Annotated in this window: 24 protein-coding genes and 3 pseudogenes; 20 read left to right on the plus strand and 7 right to left on the minus strand. The window is 43.8% G+C overall.

Annotation, left to right across the window (positions count from 1 at the left end):
- The first annotated feature begins 2 nt into the window (after window positions 1–2).
- The 12 genes and pseudogenes from V7K67_RS31130 (at window position 3) to V7K67_RS31185 (ending at window position 14,881) form a co-directional block, all read left to right on the plus strand.
- Window positions 3–275: a phosphopantetheine-binding protein gene (locus V7K67_RS31130; RefSeq protein ID WP_334705517.1), complete on the plus strand. Its 273-nt coding sequence runs from the start codon at window positions 3–5 to the stop codon at window positions 273–275.
- Window positions 276–390: 115 nt separating this feature from the next.
- A complete protein-coding gene (locus V7K67_RS31135) occupies window positions 391–1,491 on the plus strand; it encodes a radical SAM protein (protein ID WP_334733167.1) in 1,101 nt (366 codons plus the stop codon).
- Window positions 1,492–1,550: 59 nt separating this feature from the next.
- On the plus strand, window positions 1,551–2,654 hold the full coding sequence (locus tag V7K67_RS31140) for a radical SAM protein (RefSeq protein ID WP_334733142.1): 1,104 nt from the start codon (window positions 1,551–1,553) through the stop codon (window positions 2,652–2,654).
- Window positions 2,651–4,870 carry a type I polyketide synthase gene (locus tag V7K67_RS31145; protein WP_335169898.1) on the plus strand — a complete coding sequence of 740 codons (2,220 nt, stop codon included), beginning with the start codon at window positions 2,651–2,653 and terminating at the stop codon, window positions 4,868–4,870. The genes V7K67_RS31140 and V7K67_RS31145 overlap by 4 nt, the downstream gene beginning before the upstream one ends.
- A 64-nt stretch (window positions 4,871–4,934) precedes the next feature.
- Complete coding sequence (locus tag V7K67_RS31150) at window positions 4,935–7,859, plus strand: AMP-binding protein (protein ID WP_335169900.1); 2,925 nt, start codon at window positions 4,935–4,937, stop codon at window positions 7,857–7,859.
- A 256-nt stretch (window positions 7,860–8,115) separates the two neighbouring features.
- Window positions 8,116–9,534 (plus strand): lipase family protein, encoded by a 1,419-nt coding sequence (locus tag V7K67_RS31155; RefSeq protein ID WP_334733145.1) that lies wholly within the window; start codon window positions 8,116–8,118, stop codon window positions 9,532–9,534.
- Window positions 9,535–9,556: 22 nt separating this feature from the next.
- Window positions 9,557–10,711 carry an efflux RND transporter periplasmic adaptor subunit gene (locus V7K67_RS31160; protein WP_335169902.1) on the plus strand — a complete coding sequence of 385 codons (1,155 nt, stop codon included), beginning with the start codon at window positions 9,557–9,559 and terminating at the stop codon, window positions 10,709–10,711.
- A gap of 66 nt (window positions 10,712–10,777) precedes the next feature.
- Window positions 10,778–11,965 carry an ABC transporter permease DevC gene (gene devC / locus V7K67_RS31165; RefSeq protein WP_334733146.1) on the plus strand — a complete coding sequence of 396 codons (1,188 nt, stop codon included), beginning with the start codon at window positions 10,778–10,780 and terminating at the stop codon, window positions 11,963–11,965.
- Complete coding sequence (gene devC, locus V7K67_RS31170; RefSeq protein ID WP_334733147.1) at window positions 11,955–13,148, plus strand: ABC transporter permease DevC; 1,194 nt, start codon at window positions 11,955–11,957, stop codon at window positions 13,146–13,148. The genes devC (V7K67_RS31165) and devC (V7K67_RS31170) overlap by 11 nt, the downstream gene beginning before the upstream one ends.
- A gap of 32 nt (window positions 13,149–13,180) precedes the next feature.
- Window positions 13,181–13,891, plus strand: a pseudogene (locus tag V7K67_RS31175) (DevA family ABC transporter ATP-binding protein); the annotation flags it as partial.
- Between the two features lie 147 nt (window positions 13,892–14,038).
- Complete coding sequence (locus V7K67_RS31180) at window positions 14,039–14,533, plus strand: GAF domain-containing protein (RefSeq protein ID WP_334733168.1); 495 nt, start codon at window positions 14,039–14,041, stop codon at window positions 14,531–14,533.
- A gap of 18 nt (window positions 14,534–14,551) precedes the next feature.
- Window positions 14,552–14,881 carry an anti-sigma factor antagonist gene (locus tag V7K67_RS31185; protein WP_334705527.1) on the plus strand — a complete coding sequence of 110 codons (330 nt, stop codon included), beginning with the start codon at window positions 14,552–14,554 and terminating at the stop codon, window positions 14,879–14,881.
- Between the two features lie 130 nt (window positions 14,882–15,011).
- On the opposite strand, the gene V7K67_RS31190 is transcribed toward V7K67_RS31185, so the two are convergent.
- Complete coding sequence (locus tag V7K67_RS31190; protein WP_335169905.1) at window positions 15,012–15,164, minus strand: hypothetical protein; 153 nt, start codon at window positions 15,162–15,164, stop codon at window positions 15,012–15,014.
- Window positions 15,165–15,869: 705 nt separating this feature from the next.
- Between V7K67_RS31190 and V7K67_RS31195 the strand changes: the two genes are divergently transcribed.
- From V7K67_RS31195 to V7K67_RS31215, 5 genes and pseudogenes are all read left to right on the plus strand, one after another.
- A complete protein-coding gene (locus V7K67_RS31195; protein WP_334733150.1) occupies window positions 15,870–16,964 on the plus strand; it encodes a phosphotransacetylase family protein in 1,095 nt (364 codons plus the stop codon).
- Between the two features lie 966 nt (window positions 16,965–17,930).
- Complete coding sequence (locus V7K67_RS31200; RefSeq protein ID WP_334733151.1) at window positions 17,931–18,143, plus strand: hypothetical protein; 213 nt, start codon at window positions 17,931–17,933, stop codon at window positions 18,141–18,143.
- Window positions 18,144–18,227: 84 nt separating this feature from the next.
- Entirely contained in the window at window positions 18,228–18,731 is a 504-nt protein-coding gene (locus tag V7K67_RS31205) for a hypothetical protein (RefSeq protein WP_041565591.1), read from the plus strand.
- An 87-nt stretch (window positions 18,732–18,818) separates the two neighbouring features.
- Window positions 18,819–19,235 (plus strand): annotated as a pseudogene (locus tag V7K67_RS31210) (MAPEG family protein).
- Between the two features lie 184 nt (window positions 19,236–19,419).
- Window positions 19,420–19,911, plus strand: a complete 492-nt coding sequence (locus tag V7K67_RS31215; RefSeq protein WP_012411046.1) for a YajQ family cyclic di-GMP-binding protein — start codon at window positions 19,420–19,422, stop codon at window positions 19,909–19,911.
- A gap of 99 nt (window positions 19,912–20,010) precedes the next feature.
- Here the strand turns inward: V7K67_RS31215 and V7K67_RS31220 are convergent, their stop codons facing one another.
- From V7K67_RS31220 to V7K67_RS31230, 3 genes are all read right to left on the minus strand, one after another.
- A complete protein-coding gene (locus V7K67_RS31220; RefSeq protein WP_334733152.1) occupies window positions 20,011–20,568 on the minus strand; it encodes a glutathione S-transferase family protein in 558 nt (185 codons plus the stop codon).
- Between the two features lie 6 nt (window positions 20,569–20,574).
- Entirely contained in the window at window positions 20,575–21,039 is a 465-nt protein-coding gene (locus V7K67_RS31225) for a hypothetical protein (RefSeq protein ID WP_334733153.1), read from the minus strand.
- A 159-nt stretch (window positions 21,040–21,198) separates the two neighbouring features.
- Window positions 21,199–21,363, minus strand: a complete 165-nt coding sequence (locus V7K67_RS31230; RefSeq protein ID WP_335169908.1) for a hypothetical protein — start codon at window positions 21,361–21,363, stop codon at window positions 21,199–21,201.
- A 259-nt stretch (window positions 21,364–21,622) separates the two neighbouring features.
- Here V7K67_RS31230 and V7K67_RS31235 point away from each other — a divergent pair, with 259 nt between their 5' ends.
- A complete protein-coding gene (locus tag V7K67_RS31235; protein WP_334733155.1) occupies window positions 21,623–22,342 on the plus strand; it encodes a tetratricopeptide repeat protein in 720 nt (239 codons plus the stop codon).
- Window positions 22,343–22,577: 235 nt separating this feature from the next.
- Here V7K67_RS31235 and V7K67_RS31240 read toward each other — a convergent pair whose 3' ends face one another.
- Window positions 22,578–22,988, minus strand: a complete 411-nt coding sequence (locus V7K67_RS31240; protein WP_335169910.1) for a hypothetical protein — start codon at window positions 22,986–22,988, stop codon at window positions 22,578–22,580.
- Window positions 22,989–23,470: 482 nt separating this feature from the next.
- Window positions 23,471–23,569 carry a photosystem I reaction center subunit XII gene (psaM, locus tag V7K67_RS31245; RefSeq protein ID WP_334709783.1) on the minus strand — a complete coding sequence of 33 codons (99 nt, stop codon included), beginning with the start codon at window positions 23,567–23,569 and terminating at the stop codon, window positions 23,471–23,473.
- 191 nt (window positions 23,570–23,760) lie between these two features.
- Between psaM and V7K67_RS31250 the strand changes: the two genes are divergently transcribed.
- The gene (locus V7K67_RS31250) at window positions 23,761–25,023 is read left to right on the plus strand and encodes an FGGY-family carbohydrate kinase (RefSeq protein ID WP_334733156.1); all 1,263 of its coding nucleotides are present in this window, start codon (window positions 23,761–23,763) and stop codon (window positions 25,021–25,023) included.
- A 379-nt stretch (window positions 25,024–25,402) separates the two neighbouring features.
- Window positions 25,403–26,143, plus strand: a complete 741-nt coding sequence (locus V7K67_RS31255) for a dienelactone hydrolase family protein (RefSeq protein WP_334733157.1) — start codon at window positions 25,403–25,405, stop codon at window positions 26,141–26,143.
- Between the two features lie 25 nt (window positions 26,144–26,168).
- Here V7K67_RS31255 and V7K67_RS31260 read toward each other — a convergent pair.
- Window positions 26,169–26,423 (minus strand): annotated as a pseudogene (locus V7K67_RS31260) (ATPase); the annotation flags it as partial.
- Window positions 26,424–26,515 lie beyond the last annotated feature (92 nt).

Genomic DNA, 26,515 nt, shown 5'->3' on the forward strand with positions numbered 1-26,515 from the left:
TCATGGATCGAGAGCAAGTATTAAATGTCGTAATTAAACATATCAAGCTCAACGTAGATGGACTGGAAAATGTTGAAATAGATCCGCATAAAACAATCGGAGAATATGGAGCCAGTAGTCTTGACGGCGTAGAAATTGTTTCTGCTTGTATGCGAGAACTCAAAATAAAAATTCCCAGAACAGAAGTTTCTAGCTTTAAGACAATCAATGACTTGGTGGAACTGTTCGCCAAGTTTAAAGACGAAGCTGCTCAAGAAGTTAAAGTTACGCAATAAAAGGGCGATGGTGAAGGAGGCAGGAGGAACCCACGCTTAAAAACGTGGGATTGAAGCAAGGACGATTTTCTGCTCTTTACACAGTCCCCAATCATTTTTATAAAAGCAGGTGGAAATGGTTACTCAAGTTGTCGATATCGATGTCCAAGATTCATTAATGGAATACTTGGAAGATCCGTTTTTAAATTACCTTTTTAAACAAATCAGAAAAGCTGAACAAATTAGAGGTATATCAGTTGACTTAACTCATGCGTGCAATCTTCGGTGTCAGGGATGTTATTTCTTTTTAGATGAGTTGGATCAATTCAAAGCACCCAACGATGAAGCCGAATTTGATACATTTATTGCACAGGAAAAAGCCAGAGGAACAAATTTTATTACAGTGGTTGGGGGAGAACCCAGCTTGATGTTAAATCGATTGCAGAAGCTTTACCAGAATTTTCGGTTAATGGTTGTGACCAACGCCGTCATCAAAATCCCTTATGAGGGATTTGAAACAATGCCGATCGCTATTTCTCTTTGGGGCGATCATGAAACTGACAAGACACTCCGGGGAGGTGGCAAACTTGATGTTTTCAGCAAAGCTTTAAAAAATTACAAAGACGATCCGCGTGCTATTTGGCATTACACTACCACACCGGGTAACGCCCATGAAATCGCTAGCGTTGTTGAGCAGTGCGTAGCCAACGGTAATCGCGTCTTGTTTAACTTTTACAGCGATCGCATTGACTTAGGAGGAGTTTACGATCACAATCAGGGGTTTGCAGATGTGCGACGTGAAATTGACAAAGCGATCGCTCGCTACCCCGACAAAATTTTAATGACATCGTACATGAGCAACGTATTTACCACGCGGCAACTGTACGATGAAACTTGGGGTTATGAGGTTTGCACCAGTCTCACTGTGGATCATGAAATTAATCAAAACCGGATTAAAAATGGTAAACGTTATAACCCCCATTATCGCGCTTACAATCCCGATCTGAAATCAACTCGGCGTTGTTGCACAGGTGATAGTCAGGATTGCTCAACCTGTTACCAAACTTGGGCGCAGGTTGGTTGGATCATGATCAATATGGAACGACACCTCGGTTCCAAACAAGAATTTACTAACTGGCTCACTACGACATACCTGTTTTACCTGATGTGCCGCATGGTTGACTTTGAATCCGGTGTGCAACTTTTGCCGGAAATTCATCAACGAGTAAATTGTTAATCACCCAGGATCAATTCGTTTCTATATTGGTCAGTTTTTCGCAAAGGAAATAAATTGCTATGGCTACTCAGGTAATAGAAACCGAGGTGCAAGATCCCTTAATGGAGTATTTAGAAGACCCATTTCTACATAATCTGTTCACTCAGGTTAGAAAAGCGGGTGCCATTAAAGGAATCTCTGTAGACTTAACTCATCTATGTAATCTGCGGTGTGAGGGTTGTTGTTTTTTCACCGACGATCTGGATCAAAATGCAGCACCTAAAGATGATGCTGAATTTGAGGCATTAATTGCACAAGAAAAAGCTAGAGGCACTAACTACATTACAGCAGTTGGGGGTGAGCCTACCCTAATGCTGGATCGATTGCGAAAGCTGGCGCAAAATTTTTGGATGATTGTGGTTACAAACGGGATGATCAAAATTCCTTATGAGGGATTTGAAAATACAGCTATTGGTGTTTCGCTTTGGGGAGATAGCGAAACCGATAAAAAGCTGCGGGGAGGAGGCAAGTTAGATGTTTTCAGCAAGGCTCTCAAAAATTACAAAGACGATCGCAGAGCCTTTTGGTACTATACAACGACCGCTGGTAACGCCCATGAAATTGAACGGGTTGTTGAACAATGTGTTGAAAACGGTAATTGCGTAATGTTTAACTTTTACGGGGATAAGGCAGGGTTAGGGGGTGTTTATGATAATGAACGAGGGTTTGCAGCCGTGCGTCATGAAATTGATCGGATGATTGCCCGCTATCCCGATCGCATCTTAATGACCTCGTACATGAACAAAGTGTTTTCTACAGGGCAAATGTACAACGAAACCTGGGGATATGATGTCTGCCCTTGCATCAGTGAGAATCGCCCAGAGAATGCTGCACGGTTCAAAAATGGTAAACCCTACAATCTTCACTTTCGGGCTTACAATCCTGATGCAAAATCAAGCAGGACGTGCTGCACAAGCGAACACCCCGATTGCTCAACCTGTTACCAAACCTGGTCGCAGATGGGCTGGGTTATGCTCAATATGGAGCGGCATATGGGTTCTAAGCAGGAATTTACTAACTGGCTGACAACAATGTACATGTTTTACCTGGGTGCCAGAGCTATTGACTTTGAATCTGGTGTCCAGCTTTTGCCTGAAATTCATCGACGAGTGAGTAGTATATGACCCAAGAACCTATCGCGATCGTTGGAATTGGTTGTCGCTTTCCTGGTGGTGTCCACAGTCCAGTTAGCTTCTGGAATTTGTTGCGTCATGGCGGAGATGCGATTACAGAAATTCCTGGCGATCGCTGGAACGTCAACAAATTTTATCATCCCGATCCGGTAGAACCAGGTAAAATGTGCAGCTGCCGGGGTGGGTTTCTCGACCAAATAGACCAGTTTGATGCCAAATTCTTTGGGATTTCCGGCGCGGAAGCGGCTCGGATTGATCCTCAACAACGACTTTTGTTAGAAACGGCGTGGGAGGCACTGGAAGATGCTGGACAAGTGCCGGAACATCTGGCTGGCAGCGATACCGGGGTTTTTATTGGGGTACTTAACCGAGATTATAGTTACATTCAAATGGGGGAGCGCAATCGCGATGCGATTAATGCCCATACCATAGTTAGCTCAAACCTTAACTTGGTACCAAATCGCATTTCCTATTGCTTTGACTTCACAGGTCCCAGTCTGCCGATTGACGCTGGCTGTGCCTCGTCATTAGTCGCCGTTCACTTTGCTTGCTCTAGTCTCTGGAATGGTGAATGTAGCCTTGCCCTGGCAGGTGGGATCAATATCATCTTCAAGCCAGAACTCAGCATCGCCATGAGTAAGGCATTTTTACTGTCTGCTGATGGTCGTTGCAAGAGTTTTGATGCAGTAGCAGATGGTTTTGTCCGGGCTGAAGGGGTGGGGGTTGTTGTCCTCAAGCCACTATCCCATGCCCTCGCTGACGGTGATGCAATATATGCAACGATCCGCAGCAGTGTTGTCAACCAAAATGGCCGTGGAACCAGTTTTACAGCCCCAGATGCTTTGGCGCAAAAAGCAGTCATGCAAAAAGCTTATCAGCAGGCAGGAATCTTTCCTCAGCAGGCGCAGTATGTGGAAACCCAAGGTATCGGTTCGTCAATGAGCGATGAAATTGAAGCCAAAGCGATTGGGGCTGTCATCGGCAGCGATCGCTCTTTGGGCAATGAATGCGCCATCGGATCTGTGAAAACAAATATTGGACACATGGAAGCAGCTGCCGGGATTGGCGCATTAATTAAAGCAGCGCTAGCGGTTAGCCATCGTCAAATTCCACCCAATCTGCATTTTCAAACCCCCAATCCCAAAATTCCTTGGCAGGAACTCCGGTTGCGCGTGCCACAATCCCTGGAACCACTAACGAATAAAGATAATCAACCACCGATCGTGAGTGTGAATGGGTTTGGCATGGGGGGTACAAATGTTCATGTGATTCTGCAAGGTGTAGAATCCTGGCCAATTGACGCTGCGATCGCTAACCAACCACAACTGTTTTTAATGTCGGCTCGTAGCCCAGAGGCTTTGAAAGCCTTTGCTAAAGCTTATATTGAGTTTTTAACCCAGGATTCTAGCGCCGGAATTTCCTTGGCAGATATTTGCTACACAACTAGTTTGCGCCGTAGCCATCACTCCCACCGTTTGGCAATGGTGGTTGATTCCAAAAAACAACTTGCCGAGCATTTAATGGCTTTTCTTGCACAAGAAAGCCGTCCCTCAATGTTTTCAGGCTATGTAGAGCAACACAAAAACAGTAGAGTAGAGGAAAATCCTGGTACTGAATGCTCTCAAATGCTGAATTCCTTAGCAGAGCGCTATACCCTAGAAGATTCCATTGATTGGAACGCTCTTTATCCTCATGGTGGTTATTTTGTGCGTTTGCCATCCTATCCATGGCAACGACAGCGTTACTGGCAGGAATCAGAAGCCTCACGGCAAGATAGATTAGGAGAATCTAATACTGTTGAAGCCTCTAGTGTGGTTTGCTCTAAGATTGCCGAACAGATTGATATTGTAGAGCAATGGTCATTAGCGGCAAGCAGCGATGTCTACGACGGCCTACGCCAACGCACCCATTTATTAAGTACTTACATTCAAGCACAAATTGTCCAAGCCTTAGAGTGTGAGGCTGTTCAAGTTGATGTCCAAAAGCCACTGACTAGTATGGGCATCGATTCTCTGATGGCTATGAGTCTCAGAAATCGCATTGTCACCAATTTAAAGATCGAACTGCCAATCGAACAGTTCATTGCTAGTCCTAGCATTGCGGAATTAGCTCAAGCTTGCCACGAACAATTAATTTTGAAAAATTTGAGTTTACCAACTATTCAGATTGCTAATGTTGTTGAGGAAATAGAGGAGTTAACACTTTAGCCTCAGTTCGGTATTGAGACGAGTACAAAAACAAAAGCAGATCGGGTTTTGGAGAGGGCTGAATATGGTATTCAATGAATTGTTAACATCCAGTTTGTCAGTCAAAAATTTAGTAGAGCTGACGCGTTATCGCGCCGAACAACAGCCCGATCGCCTGGCCTATAGTTTTGTGGTGGATGGAGAAAAGGAAGTAATTAGTCTCACATATCGAGAACTGGATCTATCGGCACGAGCGATCGCGGTGCAACTGCAAACTGTCAGTGCCAAGCATGAGCGTGTCCTGCTTCTCTACCCGCCTGGTCTTGATTTCATTACCGCCTTCTTTGGCTGCTTATACGCTGGTACGATCGCCGTTCCTGCTTATCCACCTCGACAAAATCAGTCTATCTCCAGGCTGATAGGAATTATGGCAGATGCCCAAGCTATGGTTGCGCTAACTACAACCTCCCTACTTACAACCATCGCTACTCAATTTACGGATCATCCAGACCTGGCTACAAAACAGATTTTCACTACAGACACCATCGCTAATCAGCAAGCAGAATTATGGCAAGAACCTTTACTCGATCCAAATGCGATCGCATTTCTGCAATACACCTCTGGCTCAACCGGGACACCCAAGGGGGTTATGGTCAGTCATGGCAACTTATTACACAATTTAGAACTGATTCATCAGCTTTTCCAAACCGCTCCCAACCAATTAGGCGTGTCCTGGTTGCCCCCTTATCATGATATGGGCTTAATCGGCAGCATCCTCCAACCCCTCTACGTCGGTTCCTCAATAATTTTGATGTCACCCGTTGCGTTTTTGCAGAAGCCATATCGTTGGTTAGAAACAATTTCCCGCTATCAAGCCACGATTAGCGGCGGGCCGAATTTTGCTTATGACTTGTGTGTGCAGAAGATTCAGCCAGAACAATTAGTGGGTCTTGACCTGAGCAGTTGGAAAGTTGCTTTCAATGGTGCCGAACCTGTTCGTGCCCAAACATTAGAACGATTTGTTACCAAGTTTGAGCCTTACGGCTTTCGCCCTGAAGCTTTTTATCCTTGCTATGGGATGGCTGAAGGCACATTGTTGATTTCCGGGGGGATAAAAGAGTGCTACCCAACGGTGTGTAATGTAGAAAGTGCTGCTCTCGAACAAAACCAAGTTGTGCTATGTGCAGAGCAACAGCAGCATAGTATAAAGATTGTGGGACAGGGGAGGACGGGGTTAGGTCAAACAATTGCGATCGTCAATCCGCAATCTTTCAAGAGATGTCCAGATGGTACAGTTGGAGAAATTTGGGTTACAGGAGGGAGTACTGCTCAAGGGTACTGGCAGAAACCCCAAGAGACGCAAGAAACATTCTATGCCTGTTTAGACGATACAGGCGGGGGTTCGTTTCTGCGAACGGGCGACCTGGGATTTCTGCATAATGGTGAATTATTTGTTACCGGGCGACTCAAGGATTTAATTGTGATTCGAGGTCGCAACTACTATCCTCAAGACATTGAACTGACGGTGCAGGAAAGTCATTCAGCCCTCCGGCAAAGCTGTGGAGCAGTGTTTGCCATTGAGGTAGAAGGGGAAGAAAGAATCGTCGTTGCTCAAGAAATCGAGCGAACCTACTTAAGAAAGCTCAATGCAGATGAAGCGATCGCGGCAATTCGCCAAGCGGTATCACAAGTTCATGAGTTATCAGTTTATGCAGTCTTGCTACTCAAGACTGCTAGCATTCCCAAAACATCAAGTGGTAAGATTTCTCGTACTGCTTGCCGCAATGGATTTCAAACAGAGAGTTTGGACATCATTGCTGCTGACATCTTGCCCCAATGGGATGGTGGAGCTAGCGAATCTAAACTTACAGTAGCAGAACTGTTAGCGATCGCTCCCACACAAAGACAGCAGCACTTAGAGTCTTACATTCAAGCAAAACTCGCAAGGGGACTGAAAGTTGACTTGGCGAAACTGCATCCCCAACAACCCTTGCATCAGCTAGGCCTCGACTCCTTGACTGCAATTGAGATTAAACATCAAATCGAAGTCGATCTAGAAGTCAATGTTCCTGTGGTCAAGTTTCTCGAAGGTGTGACCATCAGAAATCTCGCTGCTCAAATTCTCAGACAATTGACTGGAGTAAATTCTCAGCAGCAAGGCGAAAAGCTACCCTTTTTCTGCATTCATCCGGTGATGGGTGTCGCTTCCGTTTATTCCGACCTGGCAGAGTTATTGGGTCAAGAACAACCTTTCTATGGGCTACAATCTGCGGGGATTACTGGCGAAGGCAAATCAAAAGATTGTATAGAAGACATTGCTGCTGAGTACATCCACGGTATCCAACAGGTGCAGCCAGAAGGCCCCTATTGTCTAGGAGGTTGGTCTTTTGGTGCGCTGGTGGCATTTGAAATGGCCCAACAGCTACAGCAAGTAGGACAGACCATTGTCTTACTAGCACTGATTGATACTCCCGCCTTTTGCGACAATCGCACTCAGAATTTCTTCCAGATGGCTAAATTTCTGGTGAATTCTATCCTCCGCAATCTTGGCCCTTATCTGGATGAGACAGTAGACCATTTTCTCACTGCTGTCGAAGAACGACAACTCACCCAACAGATTGGAACTCAGACATCGAAGCCATTGGATTTTTTGGTTGAGCCAGGAAGTATAGCTAAGGTTGTCGCCCACCAGTCCAAGCTGAGTAAGCTTTTCCAACCAGCTGCGCGACGGCTATTTCAAGTCATACAAGCTAACAACTTAGCCCTCCTCAAATACAAGCCACAGCCTTATCCAGGTAAAGTTACTCTCTTTCGGACAAGCAAACAAACTGGAAAAAATCCTCAAGATGCAACCCTTGGCTGGGGCGATCTAGCAATCGGAGGAGTTGAGATTCATCAAATTCCGGGAAACCATCTGAATTTAGTCCTCCCGCCCCATGTAGAGGTACTTGCCGAAAAGCTAAAAGCTTGTCTCGATCGCGTGGAGGTTCAAAAGATGGAGGTGTTTTGACACTCCTCGACCTAAAGGTACGAGGATTCTTGATTCAAAGTGTCAATGATAGTTATAAAACAGCACTAACTGATATTATCCTATCAAGTCCACATCTATGATTTAGAGGATAAAAGTCAAACATAAGTAGAACGACTTCAAAAAACCAAACTATGTAAATAAAAATGAAATACCTTAAACCCTTTTTCCTTCTGCCTCCAGCGTAGCTGGCTTCTGCCCGATTCCAATAATAAATATTCACACCGACCTACTTATTATGAGTATACCTTTAAAGCTTCGCAGTGGTTTTAGCTTTGATGAAGCGATTTTAATGGCTAAGTTCTCCAAACGAAGTTATGAAATATTTCAAGTCGGAGGAGGCTCTGTTGAGGATGCCGAAGTCCAAGATATCTATAACTCTCTGTATAAGAATGAGGGCTGGAAATTAGTTCATAGCTTGCAGAATAATGAAAATAATATCCGAGGTTTCATTTTTAAACGAGAAGGAGGTAATCAATTTGCGGTGATTTTTCGAGGCTCGATTGTTACCGATCGCGGTCAAATTGAATTAACGGATATTTTGACCGATCTCAATTGGTCTTTAGTTAACTATGGTTCCCTACCAGATACGCGAGTCAAAGTCGCACGGGGATTTTTTGAAGGATTTGAAGCCGTCAAAGATGAACTGGCTGCCTTTTTTCAGGTTCTCTTAGGTCAAATTAATGCTCAAGATTTTGAGATATTTCAAACCTTGAATCCTGGCAAACAAATTGCTATTGCCCATGCCATTGCTGCGGCTGGAGGAATCCGGTTTGGACTTGCCTTTGAGCGCCGATTAAAAAAATTAATTTCGGAAGTCTTCTCCTATGATGCGATCGGCAACCTGAATCGAGCCTGGAGTTTTGCTCGCGATGAACTCTTGAACTTTGAAGACATCTCCAGAGAAGTGAGTGAGTTATCGAATACTCGTAGGGCTGGTGCTAGCTTGAGTTCTATATCTAATAGGCCTAAAAACACTAGTCGCGTTGAGGTTTACGTGGGGGGTCATAGTTTGGGCGGTGGTTTAGCTCAACTATGCGCTCTGTTCTTAAAACGCCGCTTTAGTTCTTTAGGAGAGTCAGCTTTACGAGCCAAAGTATACACCTTTGGATCTGTGAAAGTTGGCAATCAGCATTTTGCCAATTACTACAACGAACAATTAGGAGAAGGATTTAGTTACCGCATCGAAAATCAACTGGATCTGTTTACGCTGGTACCTTTTAGCCTTCCTTTCCCTTTGAGTATGTTTGCTGGCAATGGCTTGAGATTGGGGGAACTTTACTTAGGCAATTACGAGCATGTGGGAGAAGTTCATCACGTAATCGGACTGGGAAATCACGGTGTCTCTCTGAATTTTGGGGGAGCGGCAGAATTTATGGGAGGTATTCCTTTCCCTCACAGCTTCGATACCTACATTCAACTGCTGGAAGAAGACAAAAAACGGTGGCATCAGTTATGGCAACCCATTAGAGGGATTCTTAGCATCTTTTTACAAGAAATGTTACAGGAACAGGAAGCTGGGATTGTGATGACCACCGAAGAACAGATGCGGGGAGTTCAAGAACAGACATCTGAAGAGATTCGGAATCTCAAACAATCTATAGATGAACTTAAAAGCGAAATTCAGCGATCGGGGCTGAACTTGAAGAACGAATAAGAACTAGTAACTTTTGCTACTTATGATGACCCCTACTGTTACTGCTCGCAATCTTAGTATCTTTGCTGGTCTACTGGCATTAAGTATCGGGGCTGGATACGTTTTCCTATCTAAGGTATCTAGCCAGTCACCCGCCAACAACACCTCACCATCATCCTTATCGTTGCCCCCTGAAAAAACAAAAGTCCTGGCACTGGGGCGGTTGGAACCAGAGGGGGAGATTACCAAGGTTGCAGTTCCAGTGGGGGCACAGATTGATGAATTAAAAGTTTCTGAGGGTGATTGGGTTAAAGCCGGGCAAGTTTTGGCTTATCTCAAAAGCCATCAAGAAGTTCTAGCTAAACGAAATTTGGTTGCTAGCCAGGTAGAGGAGGTGCAAAAACAGATACAAACAGATAGTTCCGTCAATCAGATTGAGATTAGTCAGGCACAAGCACAGATTAGTCAGATTTCTACTCCTCGTTTGCAAGAAATTAGCTCTCAAGAGGCTGCTGTTCGCCGATCGCAAGCAGAGTTGCAACAGGCAATTCTCATACGCGATCGCTATACAAAACTTTATAGTCAAGGCGCAGTTTCTCAAGAAGATTTTGAGATCAGGAAGTTATTGGTTGTACAAACCCAGGAGAATTTAAGTCAAGCCAGAGCCAAGTTAGAGCAATTAACCACGGCCCGGAAAACGGATATCAAAGTAGCTCAAGAGAACCTCAAACGCTCAGAGATGAATTTAAAGCGAGTCGCTAGCCATAGTGGGTTGATTTCAGCCATCCAAAATTTAAAACTGGTTCAGGCACAGTTAGAGCAAACGATAATCCGTGCGCCCAAAAACGGCCAAGTTCTGAAGATTTACACCCAGGCTGGGGAAGTGATTTCTGATCGCGGGCTTCTGGCTCTGGGCAACACACGTAATATGTATGTAGTGACAGAGGTGTTTGAAACAGACGTTAAGTTGATTAAGGTAGGACAGCGAGCAACGATTACCAGTCCGGTTTTTTCGGAAAAAATTACTGGCACTGTCACAAAAATTGGTCAATTGGTGTTCAAAAACGACATTATTGGGGACGATCCGACAGCAAAATCAGATGTCCGAGTGGTAGAAGTAAAAATCCGCTTAGATCGAAGTGAAGTTGTCTCCGATCTAAGTAATCTGCAAGTAGACGCCCAGATTGATTTAAATTAATTCGCTAATTGTGATTAAAACAACACCGGAAAAGTTTGCTTAGATAGACTTTAACAATTTTTGCAGATGTCTAATTATCAGGAGTCAGGGAATGTGACTAACCGTCAGCACCGCAAACACTGGAAAGGACCCCCGTTGGCATGGCAGAACTTAATTCAGAGTAAAGCTCGCTTAGGTGCGGGAGTGTCAGCCATGAGCTTTGCAGTTTCCTTAGTCTTTATGCAACTTGGACTGTTTAGCGGAGTGATGAAGGGAGCAACACTCCTCTACGACAGCCTCGATTTTGACATTGTATTGATTTCATCCAAGTCACCGGAGTCCACCTATGTTCCACCTTTTCCCCGACGTTATTTGTATCAGGCGGGAGGGACGAATGGCGTTGCTGCTGCCAGACCACTTTACCTGGCATTTCGCTCGTGGCGCAATGTAGAAACGACGCGAATACGAGCGCTTTTAGTTGTGGGGTTTAATTATCGGGATGCTGTATTGCGTGTGCCAGAAGTTTATCAGTCTTTACAAGCCCTGCAACGCCAAGATACTTTGCTAATGAATCGCCTTTCACGCTCTGAATTTGGTCCGAGAGAAGTGGGTCTGAAAACTGAACTGAGCAGGCGAAAAGTTGAGATTGTGGGGCTGTTTAGCTTAAATAACACTATCCGTGCTGATGGCACTGCGATTGTTAGCGATCAAAATTTTATTCGTCTAAATCCGGGGCGATCGTTGGATGATATAAGTCTGGGGTTGATTACAGTTGAGCCGGGTGTAAAGGTTGATGAAGTGGTGCAAAACTTACGCCAAATCATGCCGGCAACGATTAAAGTATTCAGTCGTCAGGAAGTTATGTCTAGAGATCGGGAATATTGGGTTAAGTCTACTTCGCTCGGTTATATCATTGGTGTTGGCGTTGTCATGGCTTTTCTGGTTGGGACTGTGATTGTCTATCAAGTCCTGAGTTCTGATGTCACTGAACATTTGCACGAGTACGCAACCTTAAAAGCCATTGGATATAGTAATCTACGTTTGTTGACGGTCGTTATCAAGGAAGCGATCCTGCTGGCGTCCCTCGGATTTATTCCCGGTTGCCTTCTGGCTTTTGGTATGTACCATGCCATTTTTACTGCTACAAGACTACCGATCACCATGACTGCTAGTCGGATGTTATTAGTATTTGGTCTGACGATTCTGACATCTAGTACATCTGGACTTGTTGTTGCCCGCAAAGTGTTAGTTGCAGATCCCGCTGATGTTTTCTAGCAAAAAGATTCGAGTTGCCCTCTTTAAGTTTTCCCTTGCCTGGCGCAACCTGCTCCAGCGGCGATCGCAGTTTGTCACAGCATTAGCCGCTATCACGTTTGCAGTTTTTCTCATGTTTTCACAACTCGGATTTCAGAATGCAATGTTGAATAGTAACGTTGCTTTTCTACGCCTATTAAATGCTGATTTAATCATCCTCAGCCAGCGACGGTATGTTACCGTTATTGACGAAACCTTCGATCGAAGTCGATTATATCAAGCTAGAGAATTTGAGGGCGTTGCAGCCGCTTATCCACTTTATATGACTCTTGGTAGTTGGAGACGTTATGGAACTGCTGAGGAAAGATCTATCCGAGTGTTTGCATTTAATCTAGACGATCCTGTTTTTCTCTTGCCTGAGATCCAAGGATCTGAATTCGCCCTCAAAATGCCCAACACTCTATTGGCCGATAGCAAGTCTCGCAAAGATTATGGTTCTATGCAACCAGGTGTGACAACTGAGCTTTCTGGGGTAAAAGTTAAAATAATTGGAACGTTTGAACTGGGTGCTGACTTTGTAACTGATGGCAATTTAATTGTCAGCGATCTAAATTTTCTGAGAATCTTTGCAACTAGACCTTCTGGCATTGATGCCAAGCTTCGTTCATCGCTCAAGGACGTTGATATCGGTCTACTCAAAGTGACTCCAGGAACGAATAGCAATCGTCTAGAAAAGTTTTTGAATCAATCTTTACCATCTGATATAGTTGTTTACACAAAACAACATTTTATTGCCAAAGAACTAGATTATTGGATGCAAGCATCTGGAATTGGGGCTATTTTTGGGCTAGGAACAATCATCGGTTTTGTGGTTGGAATTGTCGTCGTTTACAACATTATCTATAGCAATGTTGCAGATAATCTAGCTCAATATGGCACGTTGAAAGCCATTGGTCATTCTAATCTTTATCTTGTGAATATTGTTTTTCTGCAATCTCTCATTCTTTCATTTTTTGGCTTTTTTCCAGGTTTTTGCTTAAGCGTTCTTTTTTATAAATTAATTTCTACAGCTACAGGGCTGCAATTACACATGGATTTTAACGTTATTAGTCTCGTGCTATGTTTAACGGTTTTAATGTGTGTTGTTTCCGGACTGATAACAACAATAAAACTTCAAAAGATAGATCCTGCTGATATTTATTAACAAAATTTTTGAACAAACATTGATATAAAATGATGCTTGTAGAACCAATTATTATAATCAAAAATCTCAATCATTATTATGGAAAGGGGCAATTACGTAAAAAAATCTTATTTGATATTTCCCTGAAGATTTATCCTGGAGAAATTGTTATTATGTCCGGTCCTTCCGGGTCTGGGAAGACAACACTATTGACTTTAATTGGGGGATTGCGTTCTGTTCAGGAAGGTAGCCTTGAGGTACTAGGATATGAGTTAAGCGGGGTGAGTAATCGTTTGCTGGAAAATGTCCGCAAGCAGATAGGGTTCATTTTCCAAGCTCATAATTTGTTAGGTTCTCTAACTGCAAACCAAAATGTCCAAATGTCTTTGGTGCTTAATGATGCGATCGCAATGGAGGAAGCACAACAGCGATCGCAAGCAATATTAGAGCAAGTGGGACTCCAAAAGCTCATTCATTCTTATCCGCACCAGTTATCAGGTGGACAAAAACAACGAGTGGCGATCGCACGAGCTTTAGTAAACCGACCCCAACTTATTTTGGCAGATGAACCAACAGCAGCGCTAGATAAAACTAGTGGTCGAGATGTCGTAGAATTGATGCAAAAACTGGCAAAGCAGCAGAATTGTACGATTTTGCTAGTAACACATGACAATCGGATTTTAGATATTGCCGATCGGATTGTTCATCTAGAAGATGGCCGTTTAGCATCGCCTACAGAGCAAGCAATTCTAGACATTGAGAGTACAACGACCTCATTAGTTAAAGCAAAGAAAGAGGAATTGAGCCGCAAGATCCAAGAATTAACCATCCCTCAATTTTTGAGTTTGCTTCAAAAGCTCAAAGAAGAATTTGAACAAGTTTTGCAAGCAATGGATATTCTCAGCGAGCAAATGCTAGAAGCAAATATTGAAGAAGTGATTAGGGCTTTAGCCTTGAAAATCGCCCAAATCATGGCTGCGGATCGAGCTACGATCTTTGTCGTTGATGAGGCAAAAAATCAGCTTTGGGCTAAGGTTGTCCCCAATGAAAACGAAGAAGCATTAGAAATTTTCCTACCGATGAATGGTAGCATTACTGGTTATGTTGCCACAAAGGGTGAAAGTATGAATGTAACTGATGCTCAGAACGATCCTCGGTTCTATCGAGAAATCGATCAAGTCACTGGATATCATACTCGTAATATCCTTTGCTTACCGATGTTCAATAGCACAAATCGAGTTTTTGCAGTGGTGCTTTTAACCAATAAATTAGGAGATACTTCCTTTGATGCTAATGATGAAAGTCAGTTCTGCGAACTAACTACACCCCTAAGCGTCATATTAGAAGGCAGTCTTTCAGTGCTGGAACAATATCGATCGCGAGTGATTCAGAATTTGCAGTTGTAGAATTGATATAAGGAAAAGATGATGGCTTTCAGTGCCACACTAAAAATTAGCAATGATGTCGCTAAAATCACTTTGTCTGGAGAATTGGATGCCATGACTGCACCGATTTTCAAGATAGAGGTAGAGAAAGCAGTAGTTGAGCATCCAAAACACCTCGTGTTGTTGATGCAAGACTTAGAATATATGGCCAGTGGGGGTCTACGGGTACTCATTTTTGCCAAACAAACAATAGATGCGGCTGCGGATATTTACATAGTTGCTCCGCAGGAAATGGTATTAGAAACACTCAAAAAAACTGGATTCGATCAAAGCGTGCTTATAGTCGATGAATATGTCGCTTCGCTCTAATTCATTACTCAGTATGGTAAACTCTATTAAGCAGAAGCAGTGGGAGCAAGTGCCGTAAAACGAGACTGACGCGTCTTGATTTTAAGTACTCCACCCAACCAACTGTGCTTTTACCGAAAAAATGGCCAGACTATGAACCATAAGCTGACCACAAGTTGTGACTTAAAGGAAAAGATTGCCAAAAATTAAAGGATAAGCTCGCTGAACCTATAGCCTGACTGGTTTTGTGGTCAAATACCCGTTTTGCGAGAGTGCGATCGCCTACAGCGGGTGGGTACGCCATCGCAAAGCACAAAAATCGTCTCTACAGGGAACTTATCCATCAATAATTTAATGGGACAAACTACTACTGGTTTGTCCCATTAAATATAATGGGTGAACTCATTCTTAACTTTTCTTCCTTTGCGACGGCAGTCGCTCATGGGGGAAACCCCCAAGACCGCGCTGCCTCCTCTTTGCGTCCAACTCTTACGAGACGGTGCGCGAATGCGGTTCGTTCTTTTATCCCTCAAAATTAATGGGACAGACTACTACTCCCGAATTTCTCACTAATAGGGTGTGGGAAGTGTGGGAGGTGTGGCAATACTGCTCGGATAAGCAGGGGAGGCAGGGGAAGCAGGGGAAGCAAAACTCAACGCCAGCCTCCATTTCTCCCCCTGCTCAAGAACAGCTTGCCTCAACCAAGAAATTCCAAAACCTACGCAGTATTGGGAGGTGTGGGAGGTGCTGCGTTGCACAAAGCGCTCGATATGAAGTGCCCATTCTCAATTCCTCCTCATTCTCCCCACACTCCCCACACCCCCCACACCCCTCAATTTCTCGCTTGTGAGAAATCCAGGCACTCCCCATTCCCCACTCCTGCTTGTTCAATCAAAAGGTAATTCTGGGAAACCTTAATTAGTGAGAGCGAGAGGCTTTTGCCAGAAGGAACTAGAATTAGGAAACACCTAGCTGGGTTCTTCTGACTTTTGAAATTAGGAGTGCATGTGTGCCAAAATCCCCTAAATATTTGCTGATTGGATCAACCGAGACTTACAGCGGTAAATCTGCAACTGTTCTGGGTTTGTCTCATCAGCTACAGCAAAAAGGTCTGGATATTACTTACGGTAAACCACTCGGTACGTCTTTTAATTCGTCTAGTGGAACCGTAATTGAAGAAGATGTCCAGTTCATCGCTCTTAGCCTCAATTTGCCGGAAAACCGCGTTGCACCTACAATGCTGGCTTTGGATGAACCAAATGTGCAAAAGCGCTTGCGAGGGGAAGACAAAACCAATTATCAGCAGTCCCTAATACAGCAATATTTACATAAATCTCAAGGAGATTTGGTATTACTGGAAGGGCCTGGTGATTTATCCGAAGGCAATTTGTTTGACTTGTCTTTGCTGCAAATGGCTGAAGTATTGGATGCTGCTGTGCTGTTGGTAGCCCGCTATAAATCGTTGCTTTCCGTTGAGGCCCTATTGGCTGCAAAACAGCGTGTAGGCGATCGCTTGATTGGAGTTGTGATCAATGATATCCCTGTCACCCAACTAGAAGCGGTTGACACTCTCTTGCACCCATTTTTGGAACAGCAGGGGATTCCGGTGCTAGCAATGCTCCCAAACAGCGATTTGCTCCGCAGTGTGAGTGTTGGCGAACTAGTCAAGCAGTTAAAGGCTGATGTTCTCTGTCGCAACGATCGCATGGATTTGTTGGTAGAAAGTCTGGCAATTGGAGCGATGAATGTCAACTCAGCTGTGAAATATTTCCGCAAACGCCGGAATATGGCAGTGGTGACAGGAGGCGATCGGGTGGAAATTCAGCAAGCGGCTTTGGAAACTTCTACCCAATGTTTAATTCTCACCGGGCAACTACCCCCGCCGCCGTTCATTCTCAGTCGCGCTGAAGAACTAGAAATACCCATTTTGTCTGTTGACTTAGATACCCTGACTACTGTCGGAATTGTTGACCGCACTTTTGGTCAAGTCCGTGTCCACGAGCCGATTAAGGTTCAGTATATTCGTCAGTTGATGTCCGAGCATTTTGACATTGACCGCTTGTTATCCAAACTAGGTTTAACTCCCGCAGCGGCATTGTCTTAGATTCATCAACTCAAACTAGTGAAGTACCCCATCGTATAGACGGATGGGGCTTCGCGTCTCACTCGCCATTGCCACGTTAGGAATTCCTATTGCTAAAAATTCGGGACAAACCCGATGATAGCGCAGCTAAGCCGAGTCTTCTCCCTTGGCGTTAGCCTCTCCCTTTGGGAGAAGGGGAGACGCCAAGGGCGAACGAGCGTCTGGTCTTACACAACGTCTCTGGTATTGCTACCTTTATCTCCTCTGAAAGGAGAACCCGCGCAGCCGCCCTGCTTCCCAAGGCAGTAATTATTTTTACGTACACCTTTGTATGGCTTATCTTTTACCGCAGAACGTAATCATGCGAACCAGTGACCGAGGTCTTTCTCCTTTTCTCACGCTCTTAGTCAAGTCATAGCGTATTAACGCTACTGCGGCCGTTTGTTATGAGCCGTGTGGGTGGGTCAGCAGCCAGTATAATGGTAGCATATCTATATGTATTTGCTACTGTGTCGCAGATTAGCTTGAGGTGATCTCAACGAGAGAAAGAACATTTGCAGAAGTATTGTGAATTGAGCGAAAGAAATCAAACAGAGGTATTACGCGACCTGATAAAGAGATTGTCAATCAAAGAGTGAACCCCCTTGATTGACCTGCAATAATCCCCACCTCATAGGCTACGGTGTACACACAAGTCTTAAAATTCCCCCTAGTACTTGGTTTCGTCATCTAGCAATAGGATTGTGCGATCGCTCTGTCAGCCTGTCCGCAGCGAGGAGGAAGGACGTTCGCAAGTGTGTGTCGCAGACAAGCAATCGCTTTAACCACGGAATTATCTAACGCTCTTTTATTACTCTCGTCAGATTAAATTTGAAACCCTATTTTGGCGTTAGTCCGCGCAGGCGGACTTTACTTGTGTAGCCACTATTTCTAATCGCCTGGATTATTCTCTCTCCAGAGTCATAGAAGAGCGCTAAGCAAGTTATCTTGGCAGAGCTAGAAAATCACCAAAAAGCCTATCAAAAAAAATTGTCTACGTACCATAACTTAGAACAGCATTACTTTCAGAATCCGCAAGAACTGCCAGAATCAGGCAAATTTCAGTATTTAACTCTCCTAAATGGCATTAGTTATGAAACACATTGGCTAGCCTGGTGTTACCAAGTAATGGAGTTACTGAACCAAAGAATCGAAAATTAGTCGCAATGTCTAACTTAAGTTTTCCTCGCATCTACACGCTGTTTGGTAAAATATCTGGGTCGTTTAGTCTGATTATCTCCATCTTTGAGCCAATCAACAGACCTTATTAACCTCGATACATTAGCCCAAGAATTGGCGACAATCCAGCAAACAGGTTCTAAAAGAATTGCTTTGCTAGGTTCTCGTCACGTCCCGATAACGCATCAGAATCTTATTGAAATGATGACTTATGCCCTAGTTTTATCGGGTAATCGAATCATTACTTCTGGTGCTACAGGGACAAATTCCGCGGCCATCAAGGGAGCAACCCGGGCTGATGCAAATTTGTTGACAGTGATTCTACCCCAAAGCCTGGAACGCCAGCCTTTAGAATCGCGCCAGCAACTAGAACAGGTAATGCATCTAGTCGAAAATCCCAGTAATGATAATTTATCTTTGGCGGAAGCTAGTTATTTGTGCAACAAGGAGATTGTCTCCCGTTGCCAGCAACTAATCTGCTTTGCGTTTCACGACAGTCGCACCCTGTTACAAACTTGTCAGGATGCAGAAGAACAAAGAAAAGTGGTGACGCTTTTCTACTTTGATTAGTCATTTGTCATTTGTCTTTCGTCATTTGTATTTGACTAATGACTAATGACTAATGACTGATGACTAATAACCAACGACTAATAAGTAATGATAATTTTTTTGTACTCGATCGCGGCTGCTGCCGTTCTCATTTATGTGCCATTTTTGCCAGTAGCTTATGCCCGTGTGCGTATTGGGTCTGAAATGCTTTCTACTCCTCGCGCTCTGTTTGATAAATTGCCACCTTATGCCCAACGGGCTACCTGGGCACATCAGAACACCTTTGAAGCCTTTATGATATTTGCCGCAGCTGCATTGATGGCTTATGTAACTGGTGTAAATTCTTTTACAGCCCAAATAGCTGCGATCGCCTTTGTGGTGGTTCGTTTCCTATACTCGATTTTTTATATTTTGAATATACCCCTTTTGTGATCGCTCATGTTTGCCATTGGCATCTCTAGCTCTGCCACTCTCATCTTTTTGAGCATCATCCAAGCTACTAGTGGTCTGTCAAATTCATTTTGACGGTTAGAGAGACGCGATAAATCGCCGTCTCTACAGGGAATTTATCCTTCAATTAGTTCTTGACAGACTACTAGTTAGGCGAGTGGGGAGACAAGGGAGACAAGGGAGACAAGGGAGACAAGGGGGACAAGGAAAATTACCATGCCCCATGCCCAATCTAAAATCTAAAATCTAAAATCTTTATATGGCTTCTACTTTTTCCTTTGACATTGTGAGCGACTTTGACCGACAAGAGTTGGTTAACGCTGTCGATCAAGTTATACGAGACATCAAAGGTCGTTACGACCTCAAAGACACTGAAACTACTGTCGAGTTAGTCGAAGAAAGCATTAACGTTAGCACTGACAGTGAGTTTACCTTAGATTCTGTACACACCATTTTGCGAGAAAAAGCCGCCAAGCGTAACCTCTCCCAGAAAATCTTTGATTTTGGCAAGGTTGAATCAGCCAGTGGTAATCGCGTGCGTCAAGAAATCAAACTCAAAAAAGGCATCAGTCAGGAAATCGCCAAACAAATTTCCAAATTGATTCGGGACGAATTCAAAAAGGTACAAGCTTCAATTCAAGGTGATGCTGTGCGGGTTTCTGCCAAATCTAAAGATGACTTGCAAGTTGTCATGCAGCGACTAAAACAAGAAGACTACCCAGTTGCTTTACAATTTACAAATTATCGTTAACAAATTCGTAATTCGTAGTTACGCATTCAATTACGAATTACGAATTACGAATTACGTTAGCGCAGTGTTAGCGACGCAGGAGCGTCATTACGAATTATTTTAAGCCCGTCCGCCAATACTTCTTTGAAATGCCGGACGCTCAGATAACTGCTTCATATAGTTCAACACCTCTGGATAGGGGCTGAGGTCTAGCTTCAGTATCATGGGAATATAATTCAGAATAGACCCCACTGCCACATCAGCAACAGTAAACTCATTGCCAAGTAAAAAAGGTTGCTTACCGAAAATTTCATTTAACGGAGTCAACAAGCGGGGCATTTCCCGTTCCCGATTCTCCTCTCCAAAAATTCCTGGAGCAAGGGTAGCATTAGCGAACAACACCCATTGAGAAAGTACAGCACGTTCCTCTGGTGAAAGTGAAGTTTTACTGTACTTATCGGTAAGATACAGCAAAATTGCCCCAGATTCCCAAAGCTGAAAATCCCCATCAACAATGGCTGGAACTTTACCAAATGGGTTAATTGCCAAATATTCAGGCTTGAGATGTTCACCCACCTGCATATCAAGCTTGATGAATTCGTAGGGAATTCCTAGTTCTTCTAAATACCAGTGAACAATTGATGCTCGACTCCGAGCGCCGCCGTAAAGTTTTACCATAATTAATTAAAGAACTTTGTGAGTGTGAGAATGCTGTTTAACGTTGTCTTCTTTGGTGACAACTCTAGCGGCGTTTAACACCCGCTTGCGCTCAATGGAATACTTAAAATCACTGTAGTTTGTACCTAAGGGAATCAGAGATTTTGCGGATTCACGACGTTTATAGGTACGAGCTGCTGCAAATGCCCGTGGCACAAATTCCTCTCCAAACTGAGCCGACTCTGGGAAGCCATCTGGCAGCAGTTGTGAATCGCCATCCAGCACAGATCCCAAAGTTGTGGCATGAGCCAGCTTATAGGAGGTAGGAATGCCCTTTAACAGCGCTTCTAAAGCCGCAGAGGGGATCGGTTCTATAACTTCGATTTGATAAACTTCTCCATCTTCTTTGACGAAGCAGGTTGCCAAGCCGATGACAATGTAATCATCGGTTGCTAAATCAGGGGCATTGGAATAAGAAGTTGCGGTTGTCATTAGGAAATTTCTCAAAAAAATTGAATATGGGGATTGGGGATGGGGGATTGGGGATTGGAGATTGGGGATTGGGGATTGGGGATTGGGGATTAGGGATTGGGGATTAGGGATTGGGGATTAGGGATTGGGGATTGGGGATTAGGGATTGGGGATTAGGGATTAGGGATTGGGGATTGGGCATGGAGAGAGGGGGTAGTGAATTCTTTGCAGTTCCCAGTTCCCAGTTCCCAGTCCCCAGTCCCCAGTCCCCAGTTCCCAGTCCCCAGTCCCCAGTCCCCAGTTCCCAGTCCCCAGTCCCCTCTTTAACGAACAGCTTGTTGGCATTCTACCAATTTGTCGCTCTCACTACTTGACTAGTCTTTGAGATTCACGTCTGCTATTTCTGGAATTCACCTTCGGGATCGAGTATCCATAATTAGGTTTGAGGAGCAATTGTTTATTTAGGGCGTAGATTTCTAGTGGTGTGAGTAGTTAAATTCAGTCTTGAGATGGCTTCCAAGTAACCATAAATACCTTAAGAATAAAGACAGTGGTAAAAAACTAGACTTTTATTTCAAAAAGCAGGGCTTTAATGTAGGTAAAGATGAATATTCACTCATTTTTAGCTGACGATAACCAGCAAAGTAAGCAATATAAGTATGTTCTATATACTACAAACAAACTTCAAGACCGGGGTACAAGCGATCGCAGCGAATCGATTTTTGGGGATAGTGACTTACGCTCTTGTGCTTTGAGGTTGGCTCAACAAGGAAATTATACTGAAGCGATCGCACTTTTAACCCAACTAATCTGCCGCCACCCCGATAATGCCGTTGATTACAACAATCGGGGGCTGATTTATTTTCAAAGTGGTGAAAGGCAAAAAGCGCTTTACGACTATAACACCGCCCTTAAACTCGATCCCCATTTGGCTAGTGTTTATAATAATCGGGCAAATTACTATGCGACTTGTGGAGAATTAGCAACAGCACTTGCCGACTACGATCAAGCGATTAATTTGAATCCGCGCCATGTCCGAGCGCGGATTAACCGAGGCATTACCTGGCGTGATTTGGGGCAATACGAGGAGGCAATTGAGAATTTTGAGGTAGCACTGCTTTTCGGTCAACTAGAAGCTCATATCTGGGCTGAACGCGGCAAGACTTACCATCTTTGGGGCGACTGGAATTGTGCGATCGCAGATTATCGTCGCGCCCTCACTCAACTGCCCTCTCTCGATAACAGTAATGATATTATTGGTTATCGCTTGCGTTTACAACTCGAAAATCGGCTCAACGAGTTACTATCTGAATCAGCGTCCTAATTGGTAGATTAATCCTTCTGGCAAATTTCAAGGTTCAAAAAGCAGATTCTTCATTTTGAATTTTGAATTTGAGCAAAGCGACGCTGCATCGCTAATGACTAATAGATGATAACTACATAGCTATTCAAAAATTAGCTATTAACCATTATTTATTAGCAATAATATAAATTAACACCCGGTTTATACATAGCTAGAATTACAAGAAACCTAAATAATTCTAAATTCGCTATTTGTCTTAGGGCGATGACTCTGTTTGTTCATCTTCTCGGCGATCCTGATTCATCAACACCACTTGACGCTGGCTGGGATCAAATCGGTATCCTTGCTGTTGTCTAATACTTTTAGCTTGTTGCGGATCGAAGTTACGGCTAAATTCCGCCTGCAAACTATTGACATGCCCTTCCATCTGCTTGACTTCAGTACTGATTTCTCGCAACTTTTCTTGCTGTAACCAATGATAAGGCAAAAGTTGTGCCAACGCAGATGCGGCAACGGCTGTAATGACGAAATTCACTGCTATTTTGGCTGTGCTTTCCAGTGCCATCACCTGGTAAGAACGTTGACGAATATGCCGCTTTGGTCGAGGAATGACCCGGCGTTTTTGTATCGGTTGTGACGGTGGTCTGGACGGTTGAATTGCGTTCATGATGCTAAAAGATAACCTCGCTTAGTGAAGGGAAGCACTATCAAGAGTGCTGAGTTATGAGTGCTGAGTGCTGAGTGATATTTACAACTTAGCCGGGCTAAACGCCCCGCTATCCATGTACAGCACTCGATACTCGGAACTGAATTAGAACTTGGCATCAAATCAGTTCAGAGTAGCTAGTGTCTCGGCTTAGAGTGGGGAGATTAATAAGTACTACTTTTTACTCATTGCTTCTTCCTGTCCACTCAGCACTCAGCACTCAGCACTCAGCACTCCGAGATCGGCACTCCTGAATGCTTGATTTAGCTGTCATATTACTTCATTTTTTTGAAATAGCTACAAGTGTTGCACCAGTTAAAAAATAACCTGGCTTACGTAAGTGCCAGGTTTCTAGCCACTTGTGGTTCTATGCCACAAGTTTCTGGAAATTGCACCCCGTACTGCCAGGATTATTAGCTTTTCAACTGTGTCACATCGGAGCGTTATTTGTAAAGTTCTGTGGCTAACCGCCAAGCTAGAACTCCTGGAATCAGCGCCACAACTAGAGCGATGTAGACTTGAGTATCTGAGAGAGAAGATATCTGAGCGATGTACAGAGTATCTAAGATAGGCATGGCTGAAAACCTCCTAACCTGAATAGATTTTGAACAGTTCGTTTACTACTTTTCCTTGTTTTGCCAAGATTGTGGAATATCTTGTTACAAGATGCAACAAAAGCAGTTATTAGTCAGTAGTCCTTATTTATTTTCCATTAAAAAAAATTTATAAAAATATGAATTTATATCTGGGTATCGACTTCGGCACATCTGGCGCGCGCGGCGTGGTGATTGACGAGGAAGCTTCTTGTATTCAGGCTGAGGTGCGATATCCTTTCCACGACTCACCAGCCGCCGTTACGCCAAAAATTTGGCAAGAGGCTTTGTTTGTGCTAGTGGAACAAATACCTAACCAATTGCGGCGAGAAATTAAAGCGATCGCAATCAATGGTACTTCTTCCACTGTCTTGCTAGTCGATGCTGTTGGTAATCCTGTAGATGCACCACTTTTGTACAACAATACGCGGGGATCATGTGTCCTAGAGGATTTGAGGAATATCGCACCCCCTAATCATACCGTGTTGAGTGCCACCTCCAGCCTGGCCAAACTTTTATGGATGAGACAATTACCCTCTTTTAGTGAAGCTAAATATTTCCTGCATCAAGCAGATTGGCTGGCATTTCTCTTACATGGACAGTTAGGTATTAGCGATTACCATAATGCTTTAAAGCTGGGTTATGACGTGGAAGAGTTGAAATACCCAGAATGGCTGGAAAAGTTACAAATATCGATTCAGCTACCCAAAGTTTTACCACCTGGTACTCCTATTGGAGAATTGCGCCCTGAAATTACGGATAAGTTCGGTTTACGCCGTGATTGTCTGATATGTGCTGGTACAACCGATAGTATTGCCGCTTTTCTCGCCAGTGGAGCAAAATTACCTGGTGAAGCCGTGACTTCCCTTGGTTCAACGTTAGTACTAAAGTTATTAAGTCGTACCCGTGTAGAAGATGCCAGATATGGGGTTTACAGCCATCGATTGGGTGATTTGTGGCTGACTGGTGGTGCTTCTAATACTGGGGGGGCAGTACTAAAGAAATTTTTCACAAACGCTGAGTTAGAAAGCCTTAGCCGGGAGATTGATGCATCAAAAGCCAGCGAGTTAGATTATTATCCGTTGTTGGAGGTAGGCGATCGCTTTCCCATTAATGATCCCGATTTATCCCCACGCTTGGAACCACGCCCAGAGAATCCAGTGGAATTTCTGCATGGGTTGTTAGAAAGCATTGCCCGCATAGAAGCGCGAGGGTATGAATTATTACAACAAATGGGAGCAGACAAATTGAGCCGTGTTTATACTGCTGGCGGTGGTGCGGCGAATCATACTTGGACTGGAATTAGGGAGCGTCATTTGCAGATTCCTGTAGTAGCGTCAGTATACACAGAAGCAGCTTACGGGACAGCGCTGTTGGCGATGGGAGAGAGAAAAAGGGGTTAGTCAACAGTGCATCTTTTGGTAGATATCTTCAAAATCAGTATCTATCCTGGTGACAATCGACGTATCTCGGACGATACTTGGATGATTAGATACCGGACTATAGATTCCAGGTTCATCATCTGGGCAGCTATTCGGGGATGGGTGCTTCGCAGCAAGCGAATGTCATCTATCCCCTTTACTAATTATTGGTATGATTTATAACTAGTCTACACCAATAAGTAATGGGTGCATTAAAGCAAACATGACAAACTTTCACTGGGGATATTAAGCGATCGCAGTGATGATAAAAGAACGCTAAATTGTGGGTTGAAAGTAACCGGATGGTGCGCCGCTACAGTGTAGAAGCTAATGACAGCAAGCGTAACACGGAGACAAAAAAGTGCAAATCACCAAGCGCAATGTTGAATTAAGAGTAGATGGCAGCTTAATGCGTGTTTATGTTGCGGCTCCCAAAGCAGCCGGAAAATACCCTGGTATTGTCTTCTACAGTGATATTTATCAGTTAGGTGATGCAATGATTCGTCTAGCTAACTACTTAGCAGGATACGGCTATGTAGTAGCAGCGCCAGAAATTTTTCACCGAATAGAGCCAGTTGGTTCAGTAATTGAGCCAGACGATCTTGGAAGGATGCGGGGTAATGACGATGCTCGTCGAACCTCCGTAGCTGATTATGATGCCGATTGCCTTGCTGTGATTGAATTTCTCAAAGGAGAGAGTGCGGTTTCTCCAAATCAAATAGGCACTCTCGGCTTTTGTATTGGTGGACATTTAGCTTTCCGCGCCGCATTTCAAAGCGAAATTCGGGCTTGCGTTTGCTGTTACCCTACTGGTCTTCCCAGTGGTAAGCTGGGTAAAGAGGTAGCCGATACAATCCAGAGGGGAAGTGAAATCAAAGGCGAGATGCTAATGGTGTTTGGTACTCTTGACCCTCATATACCAGATAGCGATCGCCAAATCATAATAAGAGCAATTGAAAATGCTAACGTACCTCACCAAGTTTTATTATATGAAGCAGAACATACATTCATGCGCGACGACGGTTATCGTTATGATTCTAGTGCTACTACCGCAGCTTGGTCTGAAATAGTAAATTTTTTGGGGCGCATATTTACAGATTGAAAACTTATATATTGCTTTCTTCGCGTTAATTTTGAGTTGTCTGCAACGCTAATAAACCAGCACCATAAGCAGGTTCATGCCTCGGAAAAATCACCCTTACATTAGGAAAATTCTTAACAAGAGATGCTGCAAATCTCTGATGGATGTTGCATCTACCGCGCCAGACACTTCCCGTTGTAACTACTTCTAAAACCGAGTCAGCACTAAAAATTGCATCAATTACTGTAGATGTAGCCTTTACTAACTCTTTTACAGCATCATCAATGATGATATTCGCTACTATAGGAATCCTATTTGATTTTTGAAAAAACTCCGTACATTTTAAGAGTGGCAAAATCAAAGGTAGTGTGTCGAATAAACCATTCAAACATC

The sequence above is a fragment of the Nostoc sp. genome (assembly GCF_036917155.1).
Classification (GTDB): Bacteria; Cyanobacteriota; Cyanobacteriia; order Cyanobacteriales; family Nostocaceae; genus Nostoc.

What these genes read in the sequence shown, in the direction of transcription:
- V7K67_RS31140 (WP_334733142.1), top strand. Translation starts at nt 1,551, where the DNA reads ATGGCTACTCAGGTAATAGAAACCGAGGTGCAAGATCCCTTAATGGAG.
- devC (WP_334733146.1), top strand. Translation starts at nt 10,778, where the DNA reads ATGTCTAATTATCAGGAGTCAGGGAATGTGACTAACCGTCAGCACCGC.
- V7K67_RS31225 (WP_334733153.1), bottom strand. Translation starts at nt 21,039, where the DNA reads ATGACAACCGCAACTTCTTATTCCAATGCCCCTGATTTAGCAACCGAT.
- V7K67_RS31250 (WP_334733156.1), top strand. Translation starts at nt 23,761, where the DNA reads ATGAATTTATATCTGGGTATCGACTTCGGCACATCTGGCGCGCGCGGC.
- V7K67_RS31145 (WP_335169898.1), top strand. Translation starts at nt 2,651, where the DNA reads ATGACCCAAGAACCTATCGCGATCGTTGGAATTGGTTGTCGCTTTCCT.
- V7K67_RS31235 (WP_334733155.1), top strand. Translation starts at nt 21,623, where the DNA reads ATGAATATTCACTCATTTTTAGCTGACGATAACCAGCAAAGTAAGCAA.
- V7K67_RS31215 (WP_012411046.1), top strand. Translation starts at nt 19,420, where the DNA reads ATGGCTTCTACTTTTTCCTTTGACATTGTGAGCGACTTTGACCGACAA.
- V7K67_RS31160 (WP_335169902.1), top strand. Translation starts at nt 9,557, where the DNA reads ATGATGACCCCTACTGTTACTGCTCGCAATCTTAGTATCTTTGCTGGT.
- devC (WP_334733147.1), top strand. Translation starts at nt 11,955, where the DNA reads ATGTTTTCTAGCAAAAAGATTCGAGTTGCCCTCTTTAAGTTTTCCCTT.
- V7K67_RS31130 (WP_334705517.1), top strand. Translation starts at nt 3, where the DNA reads ATGGATCGAGAGCAAGTATTAAATGTCGTAATTAAACATATCAAGCTC.
- V7K67_RS31150 (WP_335169900.1), top strand. Translation starts at nt 4,935, where the DNA reads ATGGTATTCAATGAATTGTTAACATCCAGTTTGTCAGTCAAAAATTTA.
- V7K67_RS31230 (WP_335169908.1), bottom strand. Translation starts at nt 21,363, where the DNA reads ATGCCAACAAGCTGTTCGTTAAAGAGGGGACTGGGGACTGGGAACTGG.
- V7K67_RS31220 (WP_334733152.1), bottom strand. Translation starts at nt 20,568, where the DNA reads ATGGTAAAACTTTACGGCGGCGCTCGGAGTCGAGCATCAATTGTTCAC.
- V7K67_RS31180 (WP_334733168.1), top strand. Translation starts at nt 14,039, where the DNA reads ATGCTAGAAGCAAATATTGAAGAAGTGATTAGGGCTTTAGCCTTGAAA.
- V7K67_RS31185 (WP_334705527.1), top strand. Translation starts at nt 14,552, where the DNA reads ATGATGGCTTTCAGTGCCACACTAAAAATTAGCAATGATGTCGCTAAA.
- V7K67_RS31155 (WP_334733145.1), top strand. Translation starts at nt 8,116, where the DNA reads ATGAGTATACCTTTAAAGCTTCGCAGTGGTTTTAGCTTTGATGAAGCG.
- V7K67_RS31240 (WP_335169910.1), bottom strand. Translation starts at nt 22,988, where the DNA reads ATGAACGCAATTCAACCGTCCAGACCACCGTCACAACCGATACAAAAA.
- V7K67_RS31135 (WP_334733167.1), top strand. Translation starts at nt 391, where the DNA reads ATGGTTACTCAAGTTGTCGATATCGATGTCCAAGATTCATTAATGGAA.
- V7K67_RS31190 (WP_335169905.1), bottom strand. Translation starts at nt 15,164, where the DNA reads ATGGCGTACCCACCCGCTGTAGGCGATCGCACTCTCGCAAAACGGGTA.